18 protein-coding genes are annotated in these 22598 nt (G+C 64.7%); 11 read left to right on the plus strand and 7 right to left on the minus strand.

Annotated elements, in window-relative coordinates:
* The 4 genes from hpaD to hpaH all read right to left on the minus strand — a co-directional run bounded on the left by hpaD (position 1) and on the right by hpaH (position 3878).
* A complete protein-coding gene (gene hpaD / locus Q0687_RS19645; RefSeq protein ID WP_298880022.1) occupies positions 1 to 984 on the minus strand; it encodes a 3,4-dihydroxyphenylacetate 2,3-dioxygenase in 984 nt (327 codons plus the stop codon).
* A 122-nt stretch (positions 985 to 1106) separates the two neighbouring features.
* Complete coding sequence (gene hpaE / locus Q0687_RS19650; protein ID WP_298880025.1) at positions 1107 to 2645, minus strand: 5-carboxymethyl-2-hydroxymuconate semialdehyde dehydrogenase; 1539 nt, start codon at positions 2643 to 2645, stop codon at positions 1107 to 1109.
* Positions 2638 to 3036 carry a 5-carboxymethyl-2-hydroxymuconate Delta-isomerase gene (locus Q0687_RS19655; protein WP_298880028.1) on the minus strand — a complete coding sequence of 133 codons (399 nt, stop codon included), beginning with the start codon at positions 3034 to 3036 and terminating at the stop codon, positions 2638 to 2640. Before Q0687_RS19655 ends, hpaE begins: the two co-directional genes overlap by 8 nt.
* 35 nt (positions 3037 to 3071) lie before the next feature.
* Positions 3072 to 3878 carry a 2-oxo-hept-4-ene-1,7-dioate hydratase gene (hpaH, locus tag Q0687_RS19660; protein WP_298880030.1) on the minus strand — a complete coding sequence of 269 codons (807 nt, stop codon included), beginning with the start codon at positions 3876 to 3878 and terminating at the stop codon, positions 3072 to 3074.
* A 122-nt stretch (positions 3879 to 4000) separates the two neighbouring features.
* Between hpaH and hpaR the strand changes: the two genes are divergently transcribed.
* The 10 genes from hpaR to Q0687_RS19710 all read left to right on the plus strand — a co-directional run bounded on the left by hpaR (position 4001) and on the right by Q0687_RS19710 (position 18177).
* Positions 4001 to 4519: a homoprotocatechuate degradation operon regulator HpaR gene (gene hpaR / locus Q0687_RS19665; protein ID WP_298880032.1), complete on the plus strand. Its 519-nt coding sequence runs from the start codon at positions 4001 to 4003 to the stop codon at positions 4517 to 4519.
* 167 nt (positions 4520 to 4686) lie between these two features.
* Positions 4687 to 5463 (plus strand): aldolase/citrate lyase family protein, encoded by a 777-nt coding sequence (locus Q0687_RS19670; protein WP_298880034.1) that lies wholly within the window; start codon positions 4687 to 4689, stop codon positions 5461 to 5463.
* A gap of 181 nt (positions 5464 to 5644) precedes the next feature.
* Positions 5645 to 7168, plus strand: a complete 1524-nt coding sequence (locus Q0687_RS19675) for an altronate dehydratase family protein (RefSeq protein WP_298880037.1) — start codon at positions 5645 to 5647, stop codon at positions 7166 to 7168.
* A gap of 160 nt (positions 7169 to 7328) precedes the next feature.
* Positions 7329 to 10601 (plus strand): transglutaminase family protein, encoded by a 3273-nt coding sequence (locus Q0687_RS19680; protein ID WP_298880040.1) that lies wholly within the window; start codon positions 7329 to 7331, stop codon positions 10599 to 10601.
* A 27-nt stretch (positions 10602 to 10628) separates the two neighbouring features.
* On the plus strand, positions 10629 to 13151 hold the full coding sequence (locus Q0687_RS19685; protein ID WP_298880043.1) for a circularly permuted type 2 ATP-grasp protein: 2523 nt from the start codon (positions 10629 to 10631) through the stop codon (positions 13149 to 13151).
* Entirely contained in the window at positions 13148 to 14026 is an 879-nt protein-coding gene (locus Q0687_RS19690; RefSeq protein WP_298880048.1) for a transglutaminase family protein, read from the plus strand. The genes Q0687_RS19685 and Q0687_RS19690 overlap by 4 nt, the downstream gene beginning before the upstream one ends.
* A gap of 160 nt (positions 14027 to 14186) precedes the next feature.
* Entirely contained in the window at positions 14187 to 14861 is a 675-nt protein-coding gene (locus tag Q0687_RS19695; RefSeq protein ID WP_298880051.1) for a formyltransferase family protein, read from the plus strand.
* The gene (locus Q0687_RS19700; protein WP_298880054.1) at positions 14858 to 16492 is read left to right on the plus strand and encodes a tetratricopeptide repeat protein; all 1635 of its coding nucleotides are present in this window, start codon (positions 14858 to 14860) and stop codon (positions 16490 to 16492) included. The genes Q0687_RS19695 and Q0687_RS19700 overlap by 4 nt, the downstream gene beginning before the upstream one ends.
* Before the next feature lie 317 nt (positions 16493 to 16809).
* Complete coding sequence (locus Q0687_RS19705) at positions 16810 to 17637, plus strand: HD domain-containing protein (protein ID WP_298880056.1); 828 nt, start codon at positions 16810 to 16812, stop codon at positions 17635 to 17637.
* A gap of 87 nt (positions 17638 to 17724) precedes the next feature.
* Positions 17725 to 18177, plus strand: a complete 453-nt coding sequence (locus tag Q0687_RS19710; RefSeq protein ID WP_298880059.1) for a TspO/MBR family protein — start codon at positions 17725 to 17727, stop codon at positions 18175 to 18177.
* A 5-nt stretch (positions 18178 to 18182) separates the two neighbouring features.
* Here Q0687_RS19710 and Q0687_RS19715 read toward each other — a convergent pair whose 3' ends face one another.
* The 3 genes from Q0687_RS19715 to Q0687_RS19725 all read right to left on the minus strand — a co-directional run bounded on the left by Q0687_RS19715 (position 18183) and on the right by Q0687_RS19725 (position 20045).
* Positions 18183 to 18749, minus strand: a complete 567-nt coding sequence (locus Q0687_RS19715) for a sigma-70 family RNA polymerase sigma factor (RefSeq protein WP_298880060.1) — start codon at positions 18747 to 18749, stop codon at positions 18183 to 18185.
* A gap of 101 nt (positions 18750 to 18850) precedes the next feature.
* Positions 18851 to 19504, minus strand: a complete 654-nt coding sequence (locus Q0687_RS19720) for a ChrR family anti-sigma-E factor (protein WP_298880063.1) — start codon at positions 19502 to 19504, stop codon at positions 18851 to 18853.
* A gap of 1 nt (position 19505) precedes the next feature.
* Positions 19506 to 20045 carry a sigma-70 family RNA polymerase sigma factor gene (locus Q0687_RS19725; protein ID WP_363323963.1) on the minus strand — a complete coding sequence of 180 codons (540 nt, stop codon included), beginning with the start codon at positions 20043 to 20045 and terminating at the stop codon, positions 19506 to 19508.
* A 465-nt stretch (positions 20046 to 20510) separates the two neighbouring features.
* Here Q0687_RS19725 and Q0687_RS19730 point away from each other — a divergent pair, with 465 nt between their 5' ends.
* A complete protein-coding gene (locus Q0687_RS19730; RefSeq protein ID WP_298880068.1) occupies positions 20511 to 22592 on the plus strand; it encodes an EAL domain-containing protein in 2082 nt (693 codons plus the stop codon).
* Positions 22593 to 22598: the final 6 nt, after the last annotated feature.

Consider the following 22598-nt stretch of genomic DNA (forward strand, 5'->3'; position numbering starts at 1 on the left):
TTAGTCCGCCACCAGCACGTCGGCCACAAATTTCGGCTCGCGCACGGCTTGCCCTGAGAACGGCGAGCCCTGCTCGAACCAGGAGCGCGGCGCGGGCGCGCCCCACAGCGTCTGGCGGCGTGGGTCGCGCAGCGACCAGCGCAGCGGTTCATGGTCGTGATCCCCGGTGAAGTAATCGCTGGTATAGAGCTCGAGACGATGCCCGTCGGGATCGCGCACGTAAAGGAAGAACGCGTTCGAGATGCCGTGGCGGCCGGGGCCGCGCTCGATATTCTTCACAAAGCCCTGCGAGGCCATGACGTCGCAGAGATGGATGATGTTCATCGCCGTCGGTGTCCAGTAGGCGAAGTGATGCAGCCGCGGGCCCTTGCCGTTGGTGATGGCGAAATCGTGCACGTTGCCCTTGCGATGCATCCAGGCCGCCGCGATGCGGCCGTTCGGCCCATCTTCCTCGGCGTACTCGGTCAGGCGGAAGCCGAGCCGCGCATAGAAGTCGACGGTGTCCTGCACTTCGGCCGCGAACACGTTGAAATGGTCGAGCCGCTGCGGGTGGCATCCGCGGTAGAGGTCATAGCGGCGGAGCAGGTGCGGGCGCCGCTCCATCGACGCGCAGAGCTCGATCTGGAAGCCGAACGGATCGGTGAATTGCAGCGTGCGGCCCTGGAACGGCTGATCGGCGAAGACGTAGGCGAGGCCGTTCTCGGAGAGAAACTTTGCGGCCTTGTCGAGATCGCCGTCATTGCCGACCTTGAAGCCGAGTCTGGCGCAGGCCGGCACTGCTGCTTTGCGCAGCACCAGCGAGTGATGCTGATGTTCTTCGGCCGCGCGCAAATACACGAATTTGTCGTCGGCATCCTCGACATGCAGGCCGACAATGGTCTCGTAGAACTCGCGGCTCAGCTTCAGGTCCGTCACGTCGAGCACGACGTGGCTGGAGCGGATGATGTTGAACGGCGGCTCGAAGATATGTTGCGGTACCGGCATTGGCGTTTCCCCCTCGGTCCTGTCATTCCAGCGCGGCTCGTAGAGCCGAACCCGGAATCTCGAGGTTCCGGGCTCTCCGGGCAGCGCTTGCGCGGTCCCGTCGCCCCGGAACGACGGTGGCTTTAGATTCCCAGCTTCTGAATTTTGTGCGTGCCCCGCGCCAGCGAGACGTGCTTGGTTTCCATGTAGAAATCGAACGAGTAATCGCCGCCGTCGCGGCCGATTCCTGACGCCTTCATGCCGCCGAACGGCGTCGGCAGATGGCGCACGTTTTCCGAGTTCAGCCAGATCATGCCGGCCTCGAGCGCGTCGGCGACGCGAAGTGCGCGACCCACATCGTTGGTCCAGACATAGCCGGTGAGGCCATAGCGGATGTCGTTGGCGATCGCGATCGCGTCCGCCTCGTCCTTGAAGGGCAGCACGGTGAGGAAGGGACCGAACACCTCTTCCTGCGCCACACGCATCTTGCCATGCGCGCCTGTGACCAGCGTCGGCTCGACATAATGCCCGCCGCCTGGGCCGTCGTGAGCTTTGCCGCCGACGGCGATGGTCGCGCCGTCCTGGCGTGCAACGTCGAAGTACGAGCAGACCTTGGCCAGATGCCGCTCGTGGATCAGCGGTCCGATCTCGGTGGCGGGATCGAGGGGGTGGCCGACCTTCAGCGCCTTCACGCGCGCGGTCAGCTTATCCACGAATTTTTCGGCGATGTTCGCCTGGATGAGCAGCCGGCTCGACGATGTGCAACGCTCGCCGTTGAGCGAGTAGATCATGAACACGACGGCATCGAGCGCGCGATCGAGATCGGCATCGTCGAACACGACGACGGGATTTTTGCCGCCGAGCTCGAAATGCACGCGCTTCAAGGTCGGGGCGCCCTGAACCATGATGGCCGAGCCCGTCGCGCTCTCGCCGACGAAGCCGATCGCCTTGATGGCGGGATGCTCCGTCAGTGCCTTGCCGGCCTCCTCGCCAAAACCGTGGACAGTGTTGAGCACGCCGTCGGGCACTCCGGCTTCCTTGACCAGCCGCGCCAGAATGGCAGCAGTCACCGGTGACCACTCCGCCGGCTTGTGCACGACGGTGCAGCCGGCGGCGAGGGCCGGGGCGATCTTCCAGGTCGAGAGCATGAACGGCGTGTTCCACGGCGTGATCACGCCGACGGGGCCGATCGGCACGCGGGTCGAGATATTCCAGTGCTCATCGCTCGGCGTGTTGAGGCCGTCGCGTGCCTCCCCGCATTTGTCGGCGAAGAAGCGGAAGTTCTCGGCGGCGCGGATCGCGGCCTTGGCCATGAAGCGATAGGCTTGGCCGGTGTCGATGCATTCGAGCACCGCGATGTCTTCGGCATTGTCCTCGATCGCGTCGGCGACACGATGAAGCAGCTTCTTCCGCATCGCCGGTCCCATATCGCGCCAGGACTTGAAGGCGAGGGCGGCGGAGGTGGCCGCGGCGTCGATGTCCTCGGCATTGCCGCGCGCGACGCTTGCGAGCGTCGCCCCATCGACCGGCGACTTGGTCTCGAACGTCTGGCTCGAGATCGACGGCACGATCTTGCCATCGATGAAGTGGCCGATGCCCTCGGCGCCGAGCTTTTTCAGCAGCGGCGCGACGCGGTCCCGGTTGGCCTGGAACACATCGACTTTCGGCGTGGGCTTATCCATGGGCAGCCTCCACTTTCAGGGCGTCGTGCATGTTGTTGCGCTTCCAGCTGGTGTCCTTGTCGTTGATCTGCATGTCGAACGACAAAGCGAATTTGCTGGCGGCGAAGACGGGATCGAGATGTCTCGAGAGTGCCTGAAAGACGTGCTCGCCGGCTTTCTGGCGGGTCGCGAGGTCGCGGCCTTCGCCGATGCGCAGCACCATGTCGAGGAAGCCGTAATCGTGCCTGTTATCGGCGATCGCATAATGCTCGCACCTGATGGCGCGCACGCGGATGCCGCCGAGCGGGAAGATACCGGTTTCGACCGCCGCCTTGCGCACCACCTCGCAGACCGCGCCGATGTCGAGGCGGCCATCGAGATTGGCCGAATATTCGATCGTGAAATGCGGCATGGCGGTTTCACTCCCTGTGTCGTCTTATTGCTGTCTTAAGCGAAGTAGCAGCTAACCGAGCCGTAGGCGCCATAATCGGCTTGAATTGTGTCGCCCTTGCGGGTCTCGATCGGACGGATGAAGGAGCCGGCGAGCACGATTTGGCCGGGCTCGAGCGCAAGTCCCAGCGGCGCGATCTTGTTGGCGAGCCAGGCCACCGCGGTTGCGGGATGATTTAGCACGCCGGCGGCAAGGCCGGTCTCTTCCAACTGGCCGTTCCTGAAGCAGAGCGCACCGATCCAGCGCAAATCCGCATCTAACGGGCGGATCGGCCGTCCGCCGAGTACGATGCCGGCATTCGCCGCGTTGTCGGCGATGGTGTCGTAGATCTTTCGCGTGGCCTTGGTCGCGGGATCGACGCGCTCGATGCGTGTGTCCAGGATCTCCAGCGCCGGCACGACGAAGTCGGTGGCATTGAGCACGTCGAATAGCGTGCAATCCGGCCCTTCGAGACGCTTGTTCATGACAAAGGCGAGCTCGGCCTCGACGCGCGTGGCGATGAAGCGCTCGGGCGGAATGATCCCGCCATCGGCGAAGAACATGTCATCGAGCAGCACGCCGGAATCCGGCTCGTCGATGTTGAGCGCGCTCTGCATCGCTTTCGAGGTCAGGCCGATCTTGTGGCCTTTGACCATGCGTCCCTCGGCGATCTTGATGTCGACCCACGCCTTCTGAATCGCGTAGGCATCGGCGATGGTGATCGCGGGGAAATCCTGCGAGAGCTGCCGGATCTGCACGCGGGTCTTCTCCGCCTGGTGCAGACGCCTCGCGCAAGCTTGGATATCGTCGTTGGAAAGCGCCATGGATGATCTACGTATCAGTGGTGCCCGAGATACTTAACATGTTAAGTGAATGCGTCAAACAGATTCTGGCTTGCTGCACTGCAAACGTTTGTGGTCCGAACGGGCGGCCTTGAAAGGGCGATATGGCAAAGAGACCGGCTGACCCAACCAACGCAGCTGCACCCGCCGCCCGCCAGGTGCCGATGCGCGATTTCTCGCGCTCGCTGCCGATGTCGCTGCTGCGGGCACGCGAGGCGGTGATGCGGCAATTTCGCCCCAAGCTGCGCGAGCACGGTCTGACCGAGCAGCAATGGCGCATCCTGCGCGCGCTCGCCGCCATCGAGGCCGCCGAGGTCACGGAACTCGCGCGCACCGCCTTTCTCCTGGGGCCAAGCCTGTCGCGCATCCTGCGCGATCTCGAGGCGCGCAATCTGATCGAGCGCAGGACGGCGAAGTCGGACCAGCGCCGCAGCATGGTCTCGATCTCGAAAGACGGTGTGAAGCTGATGGCCTCGGTCGCGCCGTCGTCGGAGGCGATCTATGCCGAGATCACGCAGCGCTTCGGCGCGCGCAAGCTTGGCGAGTTGCAGGAGATGCTTGGAGAGCTCGAGCAGAGCCTCGCAGGGCTCGGTGCCGGCGACGAGGCAAGTGCCGAGGAGTGAACCCAGATATGCGCTTGGACGCAGCGAGAAACCATGGACATTGCTGCGTTTTTTGGCTCAAAGTGCCGCCCAAGCTGATCCGTCCACCGGCACCCGGAAGCGGGATCGCGCTGTCGCGGCGCGTCGTCATGGCGACGAAGGCTCAAACAACAAAGAAGGAAGGCAACGTGGCGAACAAGGTCAAGGAAATCTGGAAGTCGGGCAAGGCCGTGGTCAACGCGTGGCTCGCTATTCCCTCCGGCTTCTCGGCTGAGATGATCGCGCAATGCGGCTTCGACAGCGTCACCGTCGACATGCAGCACGGCGTGCAGGACTATCTGTCGATGGTGCAGTGCTTCCAGGCCATGGACAAGCACCCTGTCACCCCGATGGTCCGCGTGCCCTGGAACGAGCCCGGCATCATCGGCAAGGTGCTCGACGGCGGCGCCTATGGTGTGATCTGCCCGATGGTCAACACGCCGCAAGAGGCCAGGAACCTCGTTTCTTACTCGAAGTATCCGCCGAAAGGCGTCCGCTCCAACGGCCCGATCCGGGCAGGCATGTACGGCACGGCCGGCTCCTACCAGAAGACGGCCAACGATGACATCGTGCTGTTGCCGATGATGGAGACGAAGACTGCGGTCGAGAACATGGAAGCGATCCTCGACGTCGAAGGCCTCAACGGGGTCTATATCGGCCCGTCCGACCTCGGCTTCTCCTACGGCCTCGAGCCCAAGCTCGACCGGTCCGAGCCCGAGATCCTCGCGATCTACGAGAAGATCATCAAGGAATGCGACAAGCGTGGGCTCTTCCCCGGCATCCATTGCAGCGGCGCCGAAGGCGCTGCGCGCGCCATCAACATGGGCTTCAAGCTGGTGACGCTCTCGAACGAGGTCGGCATGATGACGACCTATGCCAAGATGCAGGTCAACGCCACCCGCAAGGAGTCCGGCGGCAAGGCCTAAGTTTTCTCTCCTTTCCCTCTCCCCGTTCTTACGGGGAGAGGGTTAGGGTGAGGGGCCTCTCTCAACACGAATGAAACTCACGATCGAGCGCGCGGCTTGCCCCTCACCCGGCTCGCTTCGCGATCCGACCTCTCCCCGTAAGAACGGGGAGAGGTGAAGTAAGAGACCTAAGGAGACTTCCATGACCATCAGCCCCGTCATCCGCCTGCACCCCGATGATGGCGTGCTGATCGCGCGCGCGAGCCTGCCGCCGGGAACGGTGGTGGCCGACGGCGTGACCACGGTCGAACGTATTCCCTCCGGCCACAAGGTTGCGATCAAGCCGATCGCCGTGGGCGAACCTGTCGTCCGCTACGGCCAGATCATCGGCTTTGCGACCCAGGCCATTGCGCCGGGCCAGCACGTACATGTCCAGAACATCGGCATGGGCGACTTCGCCAAGGACTACGCCTATTGCGCCGACGTCAAGCCGACGCCGAATTTCGATCTGCCGGCGACTTTCGAAGGCATCCGCCGTCCGGACGGCCGCGTCGCCACGCGCAACTATATCGGCATCCTCACCTCGGTGAATTGCAGCGCGCATGTCGCAAGCCTCGTCGCCGATGTCTTCAAGAAGAATCCCTTCACCGGCGACAATCCGCTGGCCGAGTTTTCCAATGTCGACGGTGTCGTTGCGCTGACGCACAAGACCGGCTGCGGCATGACGCAGAACGAGCCGCTTGCGCTGCTCCGCCGCACCCTCGGCGGCTATGCGCGGCACGTCAATTTCTCCCATGTCATCGTGCTCGGCCTCGGCTGTGAGGTGAACCAGATCGGCGGCCTGATGGAAGAGCAGAAGCTCGCCGGCCGCCTCCGCGCGATGGACATCCAGGAGGTCGGCGGCACCCGCAAGACGGTGGAAGCCGGCATTGCCTTTGTGCGCGAGGCGCTTGCCGACTCCAACAAGGTGAAGCGCGAGTCCGTGCCGGTGAGCGAGCTGACCGTGGCGCTGCAATGCGGCGGCTCGGATGGCTATTCCGGCGTGTCGGCCAATCCGGCCTTGGGCGCGGCCAGCGATCTCATCGTCCGCCACGGCGGGACCGTGATCCTGTCGGAGACGCCGGAGACCTACGGCGCCGAGCACCTGCTGACGCGCCGGGCCGTCAGCCGCGAGGTCGGCGAGAAGCTGGTCGACCTCATGCGCTGGTGGGACGAATACACGACGCGCGAAGGCGCAGAGATGAACGCCAATCCGAGTCCCGGCAACAAGGCCGGCGGCCTCACCACCATTCTGGAAAAGTCGCTCGGCGCGATGGCCAAGGCCGGCACCACCAATCTCGTCGAGGTGCTGCGCTACGCCGAGCCCGTCACCAAGAAGGGTTTTGTCTTCATGGACACGCCCGGCTACGACCCAGTCGCGGCCACGGGGCAGGTCGCCGGCGGCGCCAACCTCGTCTGCTTCACCACGGGCCGCGGCAGCGTGTTCGGCTGCAAGCCCGCGCCCTCTATCAAGCTCGCCACCAACACGCCCATGTACAAGCGCATGGAAGAGGACATGGACGTCAATTGCGGCACCATCCTCGAAGGCGAGGAGAGCGTGCAGGAGTGCGGCCAGCGCATCTTCGATCTGATCCTGAAGACCGCCTCGGGCCAGCCGACCAAGAGCGAAAGCTTCGATTTCGGCGGCGCCGAGTTCGCACCTTGGGTGCTGGGCGCGACGATGTGAGAGGGCGATTGGCGAATAGGGGTTAGCGAAGAGGGGAAGCCTTCGGCAATTCGCTACTCGCCATTCGCCCGTGCCGTAGGCACCCACTGCCCGTTGTTAATGCTTGATCGAGGTCACCAGCAGTGTTCTGCTCAAAAAAGCTGCTGGAGCACCGCACCCCGTGTCGATCTACGTCGCATTACACCACGTCACGCACTACAAATACGACCGCCCGATCGATCTGGGACCGCAGACTATTCGCCTGCGGCCGGCGCCGCATACGCGCACGCCAATCCTGAGCTATTCGCTCAAGGTCACGCCATCCAATCACTTCGTGAACTGGCAGCAGGACCCGCAGGGCAACTGGCTTGCCCGCTATGTCTTTCCGGAGAAGACGACCGAACTGAAATTCGAGGTCGACTTCACGGCGCAGATGACCACGGTCAATCCGTTCGACTTCTTCGTCGAGCCTTACGCCGACAGCTTTCCGTTCGAATATCCTAAGGACTTGAAGACCGAGCTCGCGCCCTATCTCGAGACCATCAAGCCCGATCCGGCCTTCGCGAAATATCTGGCCTCGCTCCCGCGCGAGGCGCCGAACACCGTCAATTACCTGGTCGATCTCAATCGCGAGCTCCAGAAGAAGATCAGCTACATCATCCGCATGGAGCCCGGCGTGCAGACGCCGGAGGAGACGCTGACCTCCTGCGCCGGCTCTTGCCGCGACTCCGCCTGGCTCCTGATCCAGACCTTCCGTCATCTCGGCCTCGCCGCGCGTTTCGTCTCCGGCTATCTGATCCAGATCCGCCCCGACATCGATCCGATCGAAGGGCCGCCCGAGGTCGAGAACGACTTCACGGATTTGCACGCCTGGGCCGAGGTCTATCTGCCGGGCGCGGGATGGATCGGGTTCGACGCGACGTCAGGCATGCTCGCAGGCGAGGGGCACATCCCGGTCGCCGCCACGCCGCATTATCGCTCGGCCGCGCCGATCTCGGGCGGCGCAGGTTTCGCCGAGGTCGAGTTCGCCTTCGACATGAGCGTGAAGCGGATCCGCGAGGCGCCGCGCATCACAAAGCCGTTCTCGGACGAATCCTGGGGGCGGCTCAACGATCTCGGCGAGCAGGTCGACGGCGACCTCGCCGCGCAAGACGTGCGCCTCACCATGGGCGGCGAGCCGACCTTCGTCTCGGTCGATGATCTCGAAGCGGCGGAGTGGAATACGGAAGCCGTCGGCCCGACCAAGCGCGCGCTCGGCGACGACCTGATCCGCCGCCTGCGCAATCGCTTCGCGCCGGGCGGCCTTTTGCATTACGGCCAGGGCAAATGGTATCCGGGCGAAAGCCTGCCGCGCTGGGCGTTCGGCCTCTACTGGCGCAAGGACGGCATGCCGATCTGGAAGAACGCCGACCTCATTGCAAAGATCGAGAATCCCAGGCGCGCCCACACCGAAGACGCCGAGGATTTCATGGAGGGCACGGCCGTGCGGCTCGGGCTCGATCCCGGCTACATCATTCCGGCCTATGAGGACACGGTCTACTGGCTCAAGAAGGAAGCCGAGCTTCCTGTCAACGTCGACCCGTCCGACTCCAAATTGTCCGATCCCGAGGCACGCGCGCGGATGGCGCGGGTGTTCAATCAGGGCCTCCGCGCGCCGCGCGGCTTCGTGTTGCCGGTGCAGCGCTGGAACGCGCCGCCGCGCTGGCGCAGCGAGCGCTGGCAACTCCGGCGCGGTCATCTGTTCCTGATGCCTGGGGATTCGCCGCTGGGTCTGCGCCTGCCGCTTGACTCGCTCGGCTATGTCCCGCCCAATCAATATCCTTACATCATCGAGCGGGATCCGATGGAGGCCCGCGGCAAGCTGCCGGTGTTCAGCCTCCCCGCGCGCCCGGAATCGCCGCCACCGCGGATCGCGCCCGAGCAACTCAACATGTCTGTCCCCGTCCGGACCGCGCTGTCGATCGAGGTCCGCGACGGCGTCATCTGCGCGTTCATGCCGCCGGTCGAGCGCATCGAGGATTATCTCGAAATGATCGCGGCGCTCGAAGCCACGGCCGAGGAGATGAAGCTCCAGGTCCATGTCGAGGGTTATCCGCCGCCATTCGATCCGCGCATCGAGGTCATCAAGGTGACGCCGGACCCAGGCGTCATCGAGGTCAACATCCAGCCGGCGCAGAGCTGGCGCGATGCGGTCGAGATTACCTCGGGTCTTTATGAGGACGCCGGCAAGGTCCGTCTCGGCGCTAACCGATTTCTGCTCGATGGCCGCCACACCGGCACTGGTGGTGGCAACCACGTCGTGATCGGCGGCTCCTCACCGCAGGATTCGCCGTTTCTGCGCCGGCCTGATCTCCTGAAGAGCCTCGTGCTCTACTGGCAGCGGCATCCGTCGCTGTCCTACTTCTTCTCCGGCCTGTTCATCGGCCCGACCAGCCAGGCGCCCCGCATCGACGAAGCCCGCCACGACAGCATCTACGAGCTCGAGATCGCGCTCGCGCAGGTGCCGCCGCCGGGCTACCAGGTGCCGCTGTGGCTGGTCGACCGGCTGTTCCGGCACCAGCTCGTCGACATCACCGGCAACACCCATCGCTCCGAGATCTGTATCGACAAGCTCTATTCGCCCGACGGTCCCACGGGGCGTCTCGGCCTCGTCGAATTCCGCGCGCTCGAAATGCCGCCGGATCCGCGGATGTCGCTGGCGCAGCAGCTCTTGATCCGCGCGCTGATCGCAAAGTTCTGGCGCGAGCCGCAACAAGGCAAGTTCGTGCGGTGGGGCACGGCGCTGCATGATCGCTTCATGCTGCCGCATTTCATCTGGGAAGATTTTCAGGACGTGCTCTCCGAGCTGAAAAGCTCCGGCTATGCGTTCGAGCCGGAATGGTATCTGGCTCAGCTCGAATTCCGCTTCCCCGCCTTCGGCCGCGTTCACCACGGCGGCGTGACGATGGAGCTGAGGCAGGCGCTGGAGCCCTGGCACGTCCTGGGCGAGGAGGGCTCGGCCGGCGGCACCGTGCGCTATGTCGATTCGTCCGTCGAACGGCTTCAGGTCAAGGCCGAGGGGTTCGTCGAAGGCCGTCACATCATTACCTGCAATGGTCGTCGCCTGCCGATGACCTCGACCGGCCGCTCGGCCGAAGCCGTGGCCGGCGTTCGCTTCAAGGCCTGGCAACCGGCCTCCGGCCTGCACCCGACCATCCCGGTCCATGCGCCGCTGACGTTTGACCTGATCGACAGCTGGAACGGCCGCTCGCTGGGCGGTTGCGTCTATCACGTCGCCCATCCCGGCGGCCGTAACTACGAGACCAAGCCTGTCAACACCTACGAGGCCGAGGCGCGGCGGCTGGCGCGCTTCCAGGACCACGGTCATACGCCGGGGCCGATGCTGCCGCCGCCCGAGGAACGCACAAATGAATTCCCGCTGACCCTCGACTTGCGGACCCCGCTCCTGCAATGAGTATGATGGTGGGGCAGGGAGAGGCGCATGGGCGAGGGCGCAGCCGAAGGCGACAGGACAGGTAAGGCGCAAGGACAGCGCGAAGGCCAGCGCCGCCTTGCGCAATGGGTCCGCGACTATCGCCGCCTGCCTGGCATCCCCGACGAATTCTTAGGCGCCGACGGTGCTCCGCGCCCGGTCTGGAGCCGCTTCTTCGACGCCTTCGGCGCGCTCGCGCCCGACGAGGTCGAGCGGCGCTTCGGCATGGCCGACCGTCACCTGCGCGAGGCCGGCGTCACCTACCGCGCCCCCGGCGACAGCGCCGACCGGCCTTGGATGCTGAGCCATCTGCCGCTCTTGATCGATGAAGCCGACTGGAAGCAGCTCTGCGCCGGCATCACCCAGCGCGCCGAGCTCCTGGAGCTCGTGCTGCGCGACATCTATGGTGAGGGCAAGCTGGTTGCGGAGGGCGCGCTGCCTGCCGGCGCGATCGCCGGCAGTCCCGAATATCTCCGCCCCGTCTGCGGCGTACCGCCGCCGGGCGGCCGCTACCTCTCGCTCTATGCCGCCGATGTCGGCCGCGGCCCCGACGGCCGCTGGTGGGTGCTTGGCGATCGCACGCAGGCGCCGTCGGGCGCGGGCTATGCGCTGGAGAACCGCCTGGTGCTCTCGCGCGCCTTCTCCGATCTCTACAAGTCGATGAACGTGCCGCGCGTCGCGCCGTTCTTCGAGGCGTTTCGCGACAGTCTTCGCGCGCGGGCCGATCGCGACGAGCCGCGCATCGGCGTGCTGACGCCGGGCAGTTTCAGCGAGACCTATTTCGAGCACGCGACCTTGGCGCGCTATCTCGGTTTCCTCCTGGTCGAGGGCGACGATCTCGCCGTCAGCGACAATCGCATCCACATCCGCACTGTTGCTGGGCTGAAGCGGCTCGACGTGCTGTTGCGCCGCGTCGATTCCAATTCGCTCGATCCACTCGAGCTCGATGCCTCCTCGCATCTCGGCGTGCCCGGCCTGATCGACGTGCTGCGCAAGGACGGCGTCGTCGTCGCCAACATGCCGGGCTCGGGCGTCCTTGAGGCGCGGGCGCTGCTCGGCTTCCTGCCGGCGCTGAGCCGCCGCCTGCTCGGCGAAGAGCTGAAGATGCCGCATATCGCGACCTGGTGGTGCGGCCAGAAATCGGCGTGCGACGAGGTGTTGTCACGGCTCGACGAGGTCGCGATCGAAGGTGCTTACAGGCGCGGCGTGCCGGGCTTCGACAGTAACGGCCCGGTGCTGGCGAGTGAGCTCAATGCGGCGGGGCGTCAGCGCCTGATCGATGCCATCGGCGCGCGCGGCATGGATTATGTCGGCCAAGAGGTGGTGCGCCTCTCCACCATGCCGGTGTGGGAGCAGGGCCAGTTGACCCCGCGGCCCTTCGTGCTGCGCGTGTTTGCGGCCGCAACGCCCGATGGCTGGGCCATCATGCCCGGCGGCTTCTGCCGCATCGCCGAGCAGGCGGACGCGCGCGCGGTGTCGATGGGCGATGGTGCCCGTGCCGCCGACGTCTGGGTTGTCTCCGAGAAGAAGGTCGCGACCGCATCTCTGCTGCCGGCAACCGACAAGGTGCGCATCCGCCGCATTGCCGGCGTGCTGCCGAGCCGCGCCGCCGACAATCTGTTCTGGCTCGGCCGCTATCTCGAACGCGCCGAAGCGACGCTGCGGCTGGTGCGCGCGCTGGGCTCGCCGAGCGGGCCCAACAAGGGCACCGCGGCCTCGCTGCAATCGGCCGAACGGATCCAGCGCCTGCTGGTGACCTGGGGGGCGATCTCGCAGACCTCGCGCGCGGCACCGGGGCGCATCGTCGCCGAAGCCTTGCAAAGCGAGGCGCGTTTCGGCTCGGCGCTGTCGCTGGTGCGCTCGGCGCTGCGCACGGCCACCTCCTTGCGCGAACGGCTGTCGCCCGATGCCTGGCAGGTCATCACTGAGATGGCTGACCGTCTCTCCTACGAGGTCGAGGACGACGACAGCGTGCTGAGCGCAGCCGAGCTGACCCTGCAGGAGCTCGCGAGCTTCGCAGGGCTTGCGCAGGAGAACATGAACCGCGCCGCCGGCTGGCGCTTCCTCGATATCGGACGCCGCACCGAGCGCGCCATCAACACCACGCGCTTTGCGCGGCAGTTCGCCTATGACGAGGCCGGCGACGAGGATCTCGACATCCTGCTGACGCTGGTGGATTCCCAGATCACCTACCGCTCGCGCTATCTGCTGGCCCCGATCCTGGCGCCGGTGCGCGACCTCGCGGTGCTCGACAGCTACAATCCGCGTTCGGTCGCGTTCCAGGTCGCGACCTTGAACGAGCATATCGCGGCGTTGCCAACCCTGAAGGAGCACGGCCTGATCGAAAAGCCGCAGCGGCTTGCGGTGGCGGTGCAGGCGATGCTGGCGACCGCGGAGGCTGAGAAGCTCGAGGTCAAGGCGCTGTTTACGCTGGAACAGGATCTGCTCGGCCTCGCCGAGGCGATCGGGCTGCACTACTTCCCGCACGGTCCGAATGCGAGCCGGCCGGAAAAGTTGACGGGGCTGGCGTGATCTACGACATCCGGCACGTTACCACCTACGAATATGAGAGCCCGGTCAGCTTCGCCCGCTGCACATTGCGGCTCGAGCCGAACAGCGGTCATGGTCAGGAGCTGATCTCGCACAAGGTCGAGATCCGCCCGCGCCCGTCCGAGCGGAACGTCCGCCGCGACTTCTTCGGCACGCTGACCGAGAGCATCGTGATCGAGGCCGCGCACCGCAATTTGCGCATCGACTCGCGCTCGCGTGTTTCAGTCGATCGCAAGCCGCCGGCGCGCGATGCCGCGAGTCCGTCCTGGGAGAGCATCCGCGACGTTGCCTTCGAGGCCACGAGCCTCGGGCCGTCCTCGCCGGTCGGCTACGTCTTTGCAAGCCCGCTGGTGCCTGTGCTGCGTCCCGTCAGCGCCTATGCCGCCGAGAGCTTCAGGCCCGAGACCGGTATCCTCGCCGGCGCGGTTGATCTCATGCACCGCATCCGCGCCGAGTTTCGTTACGACCCCAAGGCCACCGCGATCTCGACGCCGCTCGACGAGGTGTTCGACAAGCGCCATGGCGTCTGCCAGGATTTTGCTCACGTCATGATCGCCGGCCTGCGCGGGCTCGGCCTGCCTGCCGCCTATGTCAGCGGTTACTTGCGCACCATTCCGCCGCTGGGCCAGGCGCGCTTGCAAGGTGCGGACGCAACCCATGCCTGGGTATCGCTCTGGTGCGGGGCAGAGCTCGGCTGGATTGATTTCGATCCGACCAACGATCTCCTGGTCGCCAACGATCACATCGTGCTGGCGATGGGCCGCGACTTCTCCGATGTGTCCCCGGTCGACGGTATCATCGTCGGCTCGCCGAAGCAGAAGCTCGGCGTCGCCGTGGACGTGCTGCTGGTGGAGTGACCGTCGTTTCACCGACCCCCGGATGTGACCGAATGCGTCCAGCCGCGGGAAATTTGTTTCACCGTATTTCCTTGACGTGCCGAACGGCGGTTCATTAACACGCTGTTAACGCTACCCCGCGACACATTGGCTCACTTTCAACGCTGCTGAAGCCGAACCGATGGTCGAGGGACTTGCATTGCTGACAGAGGCCGCCGAGCAGGTGGCGCTGTCGCGGATACTGCGAAATTTCAGGCCTGATCTGGCGATCTGGGCCGTGTCCGGGATCGAAGAGCTACGCAGCATCGATGCCTCGGCCCTCCGCAACACCAGGCTGGTCGCGTTCGCCTCCGGCGTCATTGTGCCGGCCGACCTGCTCGCACGCTTTGGCCACGGTGCCTACAATTTCCATCCGGGGCCACCGAACTATCCGGGCTGGGCTCCCGCCCATTTCGCGCTCTATGACCGCGCGGAGACATTCGGCGTGACCTTTCACGCCATGGCGGAAAAAGTCGATACCGGCGCGATCCTCGACGTGGTGTCGTTTCCGATTCCGCCGGGCAGCACGCTCATGCGCCTCGGCGAGCTCGGCTATGCGCATCTGCTGCAGATGTTCGAGGTGTGGGCCGAACCGCTGGCGCAGGAGTCCTCGCTGATGCCGCGCTGCGCGCAGTCCTGGAGCGGTCGCACCAACACGCGTCGTAGCTACAAGCAAGCTTGCGACATTCCGCTCGACATCTCCAGCGATGAGCTGTGGCGCCGCATGCGTGCCTTCGGCGGCAATCATTACGGCATCGCGCCGGCGATCAATCTGCATGGTGTCACCTTCAGGGCGTCACCTCCGGAGTCTTCATGACGTCACCATCGATGGCCCTTGCGCTGCCTGCCGCCGGCGCGCCAAGCATCGCCGATCTGCTGCACACGGGGCGCGAGCACTACCGGCGTGGTGAGATCAGGCCCGCGATCGCGGTATTTCAGGCCGGGCTCGCGCTTGCGGCCACGGCGTCGATGGGTGTCGTCGTCGATGGCATTGCCGACCTCCACGCAGCGCTCGCCAATGCGTTCATGCTCTGCGACGACATCGGTTCTGCGGCCGAGAACTACAAGGCGGCCTTGCGCATCGCGCCGCATCTCGTCGCCTGCTGGTGCAATCTCGGCATCGTCCATCAGCGCAGCGGCATGATGCAGGATGCGATTTCGCTTTACCTGGAGGCGCTCAGGCGCAATCCGGGCCATCGGCCGTCGCGCACGAATCTGGTCCAGGCATTGATGGCGACGCGGCAGTTCGCGATCGCAAAGACCTTGCTGCTGGAATTGATCGAGGAGACGCCCGACGACGCCGATCTCCACAGCCAGCTTGGCAAGGTCTGCTTCGAGCTCGGCGAGACCGGGGAGGCGGTAGCGCAGTTCGAGCGTGCCGTGGCACTCGCGCCGGGGCAGGCCGAGAATTTCTACTGGGTCGGTGCGATCCGTCAGGCGCGCGGCGAAAAGGACGAGGCCGAGGCCGCCTACGCCCGCGCCGCGAAAGTACATCCCATCCTGCGCAGGCAAGCCAACCAATCGCCGCCTGCGTTTCGAGCGCTGGCGCTGTTTGCCCCTTTCTTCGGCAACACGCCGGTCGAATTCCTCTTCAAGGATTGCGCCTACCAGACCAGCATCCTGTCGCTCCTGCCCGGTCGCCAGCCTGATATCGCGCTGTTGGCGCAGGAGGCCGATGTGGTCGTCAATCTCGTCTCCGATGCCGACCAGGGCGCGGAGGTGCTTCCTCTTGCCATGGCCATCGCACGAAGCCTCGGCAAGCCTGTCGTCAACGATCCCGCAAAGATCCAGAACACGACGCGCGACGCTACGGCTCTGGCCCTCGCCGATCTCGACGGCTGCCGCGTTCCGCGCACGGTCCGCATCGCGGCCGGCGAGGGGCTACCCGATGGCCTCGCGCTCGCCTTTCCGCTGCTGGCGCGCCCGGCCGGTATGCACGGTGGCGATCTCTTCGAGAAGCTCGAGGATGTCGCCGCGCTGATCTCGTTCCTTGCGGCACATGCGGCGCATGACCGCTACGTGATCGACTATATCGACTATCGTTCCGCAGACGGCTACTTCCGCAAGTACAGGTTCTTGTTCGTGGGCGAGGAAATTCTACCCTATCATCTGGCCATTGGCGAGGACTGGAAGCTCCATCGCGATGCGACGGAGATGGGCAGTCACGCCTGGATGCAGGCCGAGGAGGAGCACTTCCTGCAGGCGCCCGAGCAGGTCTTTAGCCCGCGGCACATCGCGGCGTTGCGAGTCATTCGCGATCGCATCGGTCTCGACTATTTCGGCATCGATTGCGGATTGGACCTTGACGGCTGTCTGGTCGTGTTCGAGGTCAACGCCTCCATGTTGGTGCACGACCAGAATCCGGAATTTCCCTACAAGGACCCGTATATCCACGGGATCAAGGTCGCGTTCGACGCGATGCTTGCGCGCCTCGCGCGAGGGAATTGACGCGACCGTCCGCAGTCTGGCGCAGGCGGCCCTGGCTGCGCCGCAGCGATCCCCCGGACCTATATGGCCTTCCTCGCGAGATGAACGCTCGGCCATTGGACATGCTGGGAAGCGTACGCGCGCGGCCTGGCTGTGGGATGCATCGGACAGCGACCGCAACCGCAATACGGCGCGGCGGTGGAGTAACATATTTACGTATTTTTGTTTCGGGATTTGGTCAGCCGCCCCAGATTGGGCTATGCTGGACCCTGCGTCGAGGACAAGAATGAGGCGTCGGGAGTTGCCGTGGGACACCACCGACAGACGGGGCTGCATCCATGATGACGTTACCGCGACTGGCGGCTGAATCCCTGGAGAAGTTGCTAGGCTCGTTCATGCGTCGCAGGTACGACGAGACCTATGCCAGGGTCGTGGAAGCCTCGACGCGTACCGCGATGGAATGCATCGGCAACAGCGATGCGCTCTATCACAATATCGAGCATACCATGCTGGTGACGCTGGCGGCCCAGGCGATCATGCTGGGCCGCAATCTCCATGCCCACATCGATGCCGACGATTACATTCACGTTCTGATCGCCTGCCTGGCGCACGATATCGGCTATGTCCGCGGGCTGTTTCCCGAAGATGACGAAGATGGTTTCATCATCGACGAGGCCGGCACCAAGGTGTCATTGCCGCGCGGCGCATCCGATGCCAGTCTGATGATGTATCACGTTGACCGGTCGAAGCTTTTCGTGCGGCGGCGGTTGCCGCCGATCCGTGGCGTTGACAGTGAGCGGGTTGCCCGCGCCATCGAAGGGACACGCTTTCCGGCTCGCCAGGGTCAGGAATATGACGACGAGGCCTCGATCCTGCGCGCCGCCGATTTCATCGGGCAGCTCGGCGATCCCAACTATCTGCGCAAGGCCAACGCGCTCTATTATGAGTTCGAGGAAGTCGGCATGAACCGCCAACTCGGCTACGACTCTCCTGCCGACATCGTGAACCGCTATCCGCAGTTCTACTGGAACAGCGTCGCACCCCACATCCAGACCGAGATCGGCTACCTCAACAAGACCGAGATCGGCCGGCAGTGGATCGCCAACCTCTACAGCAACGTGTTCCGCGCCGAACGCGACATCTCGCTGTCCGGGCCGCAGAAATAGCCGCGGAAGGTTTGGGCTTCCGGGTGATCCAAGTGCACTGCCCGCGCGTTGAGAGAACGTTGCGCAGCAGTTTTGGATAGCCCACACATGCAGTCATTTGGCAGGCTCGCGGCATTTGTTGCCGCAACTGTCGGGATCGGGATCGCGATCGGGACGATCAACCTTCCTGGCGAATGGTACGCCGCCTTGCACAAGCCGCCGTTCAATCCGCCGAACTGGATCTTTGCTCCGGTCTGGTCGGTGATTTACGTCTTGATTGCCGTGGCCGGCTGGCGAACCTGGGAAAGGGCGCCACGCGGCGTTGGCATGGCGCTGTGGAGCGCACAGATGCTGCTCAACTTCACCTGGTCGCCGGTGTTCTTCTCGGCGCACCGCGTCGACCTCGCCCTTGCGGTGATCGTTGGCCTGCTCGTCACGATTGTCGGCTTCATTGCCGTTCGTTGGCGCGCCGATCGTGCTGCGGCGGTGCTGTTCCTGCCCTATGCAGCGTGGGTGGCGTTCGCCACGCTGCTCAATGCGAGCATCTGGCTGCTCAATTGAGCGGCTCAACCGGTCTGCGCGACTGCATCATTGGTCCCGGCTTTCAGGCAATCGCGCCGGACCGAGTCCAGGGTGCGCCGCAGCCAGGTCTTGATGGTGCCGACGGGTACGCCGAAGCGCTTTGCCAGCATCAAGCGGCTTTCGCCATCGAGATAGGCCCGCGACAGCAACAGTCGGCGTTGATCTGAAAGCCGCTGGATGGCGCGGGCTGCGATGGGTTGAACGAGATCGTAGTCGAATGCGTCTTCGGTGCCGGCGGCGTCGGGCACCGACAGCGCTTCGTCCAAGTCCGCTATCGGCACCTGCTTGAGCCGCGCCGCGTCGATCGCGGTGTGGCGCATGATGGCACACATCCAGGTGATCGGCGACGAACGGGCAGGATCGAACCGCGCTGCATGTTTCCAGATTTTCAAATAAGCATCCTGGACCAGGTCATCGAGATCCGCGTCGGATGGCGCAATCGGGCGAGCTGTCATGCGCAGCTTGTTGCGCGTCGCGGCAAAGAGTTCGGCGAAGGCGCGCTGGTCGCCGCGCCCGACACGGGCGAGAAGATCGCTCAAGCGCTCGATCATCGGGTCCCGTGCCGTCCGTCTGCCGCAGCTCATTGCCTCATCCTCCCGCATTGCCTGCCAGGAGAACGACGCCGCGGCGCGGCTGGATCACATCATGGCGTTCAAAGCCGCACGAAGGGCGAGATCAACCGGCCAAGCCAGCCGTGCATCTGCAAGTCGCCGCTCATGGCCACAAGGCACAGGCACGGCGTGTCGCCGCCGACGATCGGCTGATGATCGACCTCGCCGTCGCCGAAGTCGAAATCGCCTGGCCTGAAATCGCCGCCCTGATGGCTGAAGCTGCCTTTGAGCACCAGGGTCAGTTCGGTCCCGGTATGCGAATGCTCCAGCATGCGCGTTCCGGGCGCGGACCACAGCAGGAACGCGCGCGACTTGTCCGCGCCGGGCAGGACGATCGGCTGCATCTTGACGCCCGGTGCCACGCGGCGGCTCCTGGCGAACTGGCATTTGCGCAGCATCTCGGGCAGGTCGTCGTCAAGCAGCGGCACTGGCTGCGAAGCGGCCGGCGCCCGCGCCGATGCCGTGTCGGGCTCGTCGATCGCAGCCATGATGGTCGCGAACGCGTCGTCCGCCATGGCGACCGGCGCGGCTTGTTCGAGCGCGGCCCCCGCAAGCTGCTCGATCGCGGCGATGAAACGCTGGCAGCGCGGGCATTGCGCGGCATGGACGCCGATGACGAGGCGATCGGCCTCGTCGAGCCGGCCTGCGGCAAAATCCGCCAGCAGATCTTCAGGGGGATGATGGTTGATGGTCATGTCAATCGTCCAAGAGGTCCCTGAGCCGCGCCATCGCAAGCCTGATGCGAGACTTGACCGTTCCGAGCGGAAGCCCGAGCTTTGCCGCGATCTCGCCGTGTGGCTGCTCATCGATAAACGACATCCGGATCACCGTGGATTGCTCCTCCGTCAATCGCTCGAGCGCTGCGGCCACGCGCGAGACGTCGTCGCGCCTTGTCATCATGGTCTCCGGCGAGTCCATAACATCGGGCGTCTGATGCTGTTCTGCGCTAACCGCGGCCTTGGCCTGCCGCGCCGCAGCCCTGGCGGAATCGATCCGCAGATTGCGCGCGATGGTGAAGATCCATGCAGCCGCACCTGCCGTCGCCGGGTCGAATTGGGCCGCCTTCCGCCACACCGCCAGCAGCGTCATCTGCGCGATTTCCTCCGCGGCGTCGGCGTTCATCCCGGTCTTGACCAGGAATCCCTTCACGCGCGGAGCAAAATGCTCGAACAAAAGCTTGAACGCGCCCCGATCGCCATGGGCCGCGACGCGTCCGATCAATTCAGCCCATTCCACGATCGCCTTGGGCCTTTCGCCTGAAAACCTTCGAGGCCGGTCCCGCCGGAGAGCCGCCGCAGGCTTGCTATGCCACAAGGGCCTGCTCACAGCGTGAAGACCGGTCGTCATGCAGCCTCGGTTGACATGTCCCATCCATAACGACAGGCGCAGCCATCCGGATCACTCCATGAGTCCCTCGTTTTAAGTGCCCGGCCGGCCTGCGACAAGCGGGGGTATCATGCGACCAAAGTTCCCGCTCGCAACAAAGCTGCCGCCATCACCAACCGTTTCTTTATCGTGTAGACCGCCCGCTCTGACGGATTTCGCCTGCTTATACCGGCGCTTAATGCTGCACATGGCTGGATCGATCGCCGAGCAAACGCAGGCGGGGCGGCGTTCACGCGCCGCTAACCCTGTCTGGACGTCAGCTGATCCGATCGCGTCTCTGCCTCGTATCTGCTCTGTACGGGAGAAAAATTTCGCATGTGGCAAGCCCTGACCTGTCTGCCCGCCCAACACGACCTGCGCTACGTCGCGGTCGCGGTGCTGGTCTGTGTGCTTGGGTCGCTGCTGGCCATGCGGTTGCTCGCGCGCGTCCGGCGCAACAGTGGCGCGCGGCGCTTTAACCTGCTGTTCCTGTCCGGCCTGGTGGCCGGCGGCACCGTGTGGACCACGCATTTTGCGGCGACGCTCGGCTACAACGCGCAAGCCGCGCGCGCCTTCGAGCCCGGGCTGACCTTCGCCTCGTTGATGATCACGGTCATCTTTGCCTGGGTCGGCTTCTACACCACCACCCGCACGCGGCTGGGACCCGCGATCGAGGGCGGCGGCGCGATCTTCGGTCTGGGCATCGCCGCGATGCATTACGCCGGCATGGCGGCGTTCGAAATTCCCGGCGTGCTTGGCTGGAATTATCCGCTCGTCGCGCTCTCCGTCGTATTCGCGGCCGGTTTCGGCGCGGTGGCCGCCAATCGCATCGCGCGGCCGATCACGCGCTTCTGCAAATATGGCGGCGCGCTGGCGATGGTTTTGGCGATCCTGTCGCTGCACTTCGTCGGCATGGCTGCGGTAACAGTGTATCCGGTGTTCGACGTGGCCGTGCCGCCGCAAACGCTGTCGGACACCTTCATGATCACCAGCGTGATCGTCGGCGTCAGCCTGATGATGGCGATGGCGGCCTCTGCATACGCGATCGACCTGCAGGCCGCCAACGAGGCCACCGAGAGCTTCAGGCATCTGGCGATGCATGATCCGCTGACGGGCCTTCCGAACCGCAACGGCTTGGTGCAGCGCCTGCATAATCTGCTTGCCGGACGCGGCGACGACACTGCACGCGTGGTCGTTCTGGCGATCGATCTCGACCGCTTCAAGGACATCAACGATGTCCATGGCCATGTCGGCGGCGACCATCTGTTGCAGCAGATCGCCCAGCGCATCGCCGGACAATTGCAGCCGGGCGAATTTCTCGCGCGCACCGGCGGCGATGAGTTCGTCGCCGTGAAAAACGACGTATTTGCCCGCGGTGAGGCGGTCAAATTCGCCGAGCGCCTGCGCAACACCGTGCTGGACCCGGTCGAGTGGCAGCATCAGACGCTCGCGGTCGGCTGCAGCATCGGCGTTGCGCTGTTTCCCGAGCACGGACAGGCGGGCGATGAGCTCACCCGGCGCGCTGATCTGGCGATGTATCGGGCCAAGAGCCTCGGCCGTGGCAAGATCTGCACGTATGAACCGTCGATGGACGAAGCGAGCCGCATCCGCGCCGAGCTCGCGATCGACCTCAAGCGCGCGCTCGCTGGCAACGAGCTCGAGCTGCACTACCAGGTACAGAACGACACCAACACCGGCGGCATCGTCGGTTTCGAAGCCTTGATCCGCTGGAATCATCCGCAGAAGGGCCGCATACCACCCGACGCCTTCATTCCGATCGCGGAGGAGACAGGCCTGATCATCGAGATCGGCGACTGGGTGATGCGGACGGCCTGCACCACCGCGGCGCAATGGCGCCTGCCGTTCAAGGTCGCCGTCAACGTCGCGCCGATGCAGCTCAATCACGATCTGCCGCGGCGTGTGGCCGAGATATTGAAGGAGACCGGACTGGCGCCCTCGCGGCTCGAGGTCGAGCTGACTGAGAGTGGCATCATCGCCGACCGCCAGCACGCGCTCCAGGTCGTGCTGGCGTTGAAAGGGATTGGAGTCACCGTTGCCATGGACGATTTCGGCACTGGTTATTCCTCGTTGTCGACGCTGCAGGCGTTTCCGTTCGACAAGATCAAGGTCGACAAGAGCTTCATACAGGCGGTCGAGACTAGCGTGCACGCGGCTGCGATCGTCAAGGCGACCCTGCTACTCGGCCGCAGTCTCAACATCCCCGTGCTGGCAGAGGGCGTCGAGACCACGCGCCATCTCGACTTCCTGCGCGAGGAAGGCTGCGACAGCGTCCAGGGCTATCTGTTCGGCAGGCCGATGCCGGTCGAGATCGTGAACCGCATGATCGACGACGCGAAGGCATCGCGGCTGCTCGAGGCAGATCCGCGCATGGCGCCCATGCCGGTCGAGGCCGCCTGAGGCGGC

The sequence above is a fragment of the uncultured Bradyrhizobium sp. genome, assembly GCF_936928535.1.
Taxonomy (GTDB): Bacteria; Pseudomonadota; Alphaproteobacteria; order Rhizobiales; family Xanthobacteraceae; genus Bradyrhizobium.